This is a genomic window from Desulfobacter sp., from assembly GCF_050177295.1.
The window spans coordinates 1-3,122 of the sequence record NZ_JBFXHE010000476.1 but is presented as its reverse complement, the minus strand read 5'-3'; the positions used below and the strand labels follow the sequence as shown (position 1 = coordinate 3,122).

Below are 3,122 nucleotides of genomic sequence, written 5' to 3'. Positions count from 1 at the left end.
GTCTAAAACCTGCCTGATCTGCGCCTCCCCTTGAACCGAGAATACCTGGGTAAATGTATCCGAGGAGGAGAGTCGCTGGACCAGTTCATATCCCCATTTTCCATTGTCAAGATTGTTGACGGCAAGGGAGAGATTATTGACCTCCAGGGTGGCGGCAAAGGAGAAGATCACCGCCTGGATCAAAGGAGGAACAATAAGAATAATACGGCCCTTGGGGTCCTTAAGCACCACCAGCAGCTCTTTGACAATCAAAGAAATAATTCTGTAAAACATTATTTAATCTCCAGCAAAGGCGATGATTTGCGCAAAGTAATACCGAAAAACAGGGCGGATATGAGCAGCAGGAACGCCACATTGGGTATAATAACCGCCCAGACATCCCCCACCAGAAACAGGGTCTGCAGGTTGGTCACCAGATACCGGGCAGATATGATCCGAGTGACCTGGCGGATCATGAACGGCATGGCAGCGATCTCAAAGATAAAGCCTGAGAGCAGAAAAGCGGGCAAAAAAGCGGTAATTAGCGCGATCATGCTGGCCATAAACTGATTTTTGGTCACTGTTGAAATCAGAAAACCCTGGCCAAGTGCGCTTAACAGAAACGCTCCGCCTGCAACAAACAACGCCGGTATCCCGCCCCGGTACGGCACCTTAAACAGATATATGGCCATGAGAACAGAGGCAATCAGCGAAAGAAAGCCAAGCACCAGATAGGGCACGGTCTTTCCGATCAACAGTTCAACCGGACTTGTGGGGGTGGATAAAAGGGCCTCCATGGTTCCCCGCTCCCACTCTCTGGCCACCACAAGGGAGGTTAAAAGGGTTCCCACAATGGCCATGACAATGGCGATGCTTCCCGGCACCAGCGCGTTACGACTCTTTAAATCGGCGTTATACCAGTAGCGAGGTTCAAGCTCGACCAAGGCATTGGCATGGGCTCCTTTATCAAGTCCTTCCAGGCTTTTCCAGATATTCAGGACTCCGGTGGCGTAGTTTCTGACAAAATTGGCCGTGCTGGTTTCACTGCCGTCGCCAATGACCATAATGGGGCTTAGGTCATTTGAGCCCAGCCGCCGGGTAAAGTCCTTGGGAATGATGACCATGCCCCGTAGCGTTCCGCTGGTGACCAGATCCTGCAGTTCCATGCGGTCCGGAGCCACAACAACATCAAAATAGGATGTTGCCTGAAAGGTTTCCACAAGCCGAACCGCGGCAGGATCACTGCACTCCATGGCAACCCCTAAAGAGACGTTTTCCGCATCCATATTTACGCCGTAGGCAAAAATCACCAGTAAAATAGTGGGCAGCACAAATGCAATGAGAATACTGCTGGGGTCCCTCAACACCTGGCGTGACTCTTTGCTGACAATGGCTTTTATTCGTATCATTGAGCCTTTACTCATACTATCTCTCCCTTCTTTGCATCATAGGAATGCACCAGTGAAATGAACGCATCTTCCAGTGTTGGATCTGGGTGTTCATCGGATAGGACCAGGTGTTTTAACTCTTCCGGGGTACCCTCTGCGATTTTTTCTCCCCGGTAAATCAGTCCGATACGGTCACAATACTCTGCCTCATCCATGAAATGGGTGGTTACAAGTACGGTGACCCCCTTCTGGACCAGGCCGTTAATGTGGTTCCAAAACTCCCGGCGGGTCACGGGATCAACACCGCTGGTGGGTTCATCCAGAAAGAGGACATCGGGTTTGTGCATCATGGAACAAGCTAAGGAAAGCCGTTGTTTGAAGCCCAAGGGCAGTTCTCCGGCCATGGTTGACGAGTAGGCAAAGAGCTCAAACACCTCAATCATCTGGTCAATGGCCTTTTGCTGAATCTTGCCGCGCAGACCGTAAACCCCAGAGAAAAATCGCAGGTTCTCCTTGACCGAGAGCCCTGCATAAAGGCTGAATTTCTGGGCCATGTACCCCAGGCGATTACGTGCTTTGCTGGCAGCCTTGCGAAGGTCAATCCCCGCCACCTGCCCGACCCCTTTGGTGGGTTTGAGCAGTCCGCACATCATTTTAAATGTTGTGCTTTTTCCGGCTCCGTTGGGACCAAGCAATCCGAAAATTTCCCCGCGCCGGATGGAAAAACTGTTGTCCCTGACTGCAACAAAATCGTTAAATTGTTTTGTAAGGCCATTTGCCACCACCACGGGTGTACCGTCGTCATTCAGGGCCTGGTATCTTTGGGCCAGTACGGATGTACCGCCGGGACCCCCGCCAAGAATATCCATGAACGCATCCTCGAAATTGGGAGGAACCGTTTTTAAAAATGCGTCTTTGGGCAAAGGGATCACGTTTGACGTAACCGGGGCACCTTCGCGTAAAAGCAGCCTGAGAGCGGCTCCCTGCACAATGCCGTCCAGCACGGCGGGGTGATCCAAAAGCTTTACCAGGGTCGGGCGTTTATCTTCCACATGAATGCCGCGCACCTGCACCACCCGCCCTTGAACCCGGCTTGTTAAATCCTTTGGCGTGCCGTTAAAAAGAAGCTTTCCCGTGTTGAGAAGCATCACCTCGTCGCATTGTTCGGCCTCGTCCAGGTACGCCGTGCTCCAGACCACGGCCATCTCGTCGTCGGCCAGTTCACGCACCATGCGCCACAGCTCCCTGCGGGAGATGGGGTCGACCCCGACGCTGGGTTCATCCAGCAAAAGTACCCGGGGTTTTCGGATCAGGGCGCATGCAAGCCCCAGTTTCTGCTTCATTCCTCCGGAAAGGCGGCCAGCCAGCCGGTCTGAAAACCGTTTAAGATCCGTAAAGGTCAAAAGCCGATCAAAGGTCTCTTCTCGCTCTTTGCCGAAAACTGCTCTCAATTCAGCGTACAGGCGCAGGTTTTCAATTACCGAGAGATCTTCATAAAGGCCGAACCGCTGGGGCATGTACCCGATGCGCTCCCGAACGGAAACAGGGTTGCGGCAGGTGTTATACCCCACGGTCGTAACTTCCCCTTTGGCAGGGACCAGCAGGCTTGCCATAAGCCGCATGAGCGTGGTTTTTCCGGCTCCGTCAGGACCCACAAGCCCGGTTATCCGTCCCGGAAAGATCTCGGCATTGATATGGTCCAGTGCCGGTGTCTTGGAGCGGCCAAAGCCGTGGCTTAAATCTGTGATGGAAATG

2 protein-coding genes and 1 pseudogene are annotated in these 3,122 nt (G+C 52.8%); all 3 read right to left on the bottom strand.

Annotation, left to right across the window (positions count from 1 at the left end; all coding sequences use genetic code 11):
- Nucleotides 1–273 (bottom strand): annotated as a pseudogene (locus AB7U36_RS21335) (ABC transporter permease); the annotation flags it as partial.
- Nucleotides 273–1,403 (bottom strand): ABC transporter permease, encoded by a 1,131-nt coding sequence (locus AB7U36_RS21330; protein WP_428161633.1) that lies wholly within the window; start codon nt 1,401–1,403, stop codon nt 273–275. The pseudogene AB7U36_RS21335 and the gene AB7U36_RS21330, both read right to left, overlap by 1 nt.
- A partial coding sequence (locus AB7U36_RS21325) for an ATP-binding cassette domain-containing protein (RefSeq protein ID WP_428161632.1) occupies nt 1,400–3,122 on the bottom strand: 1,723 nt, incomplete at its 5' end. The genes AB7U36_RS21325 and AB7U36_RS21330, both read right to left, overlap by 4 nt.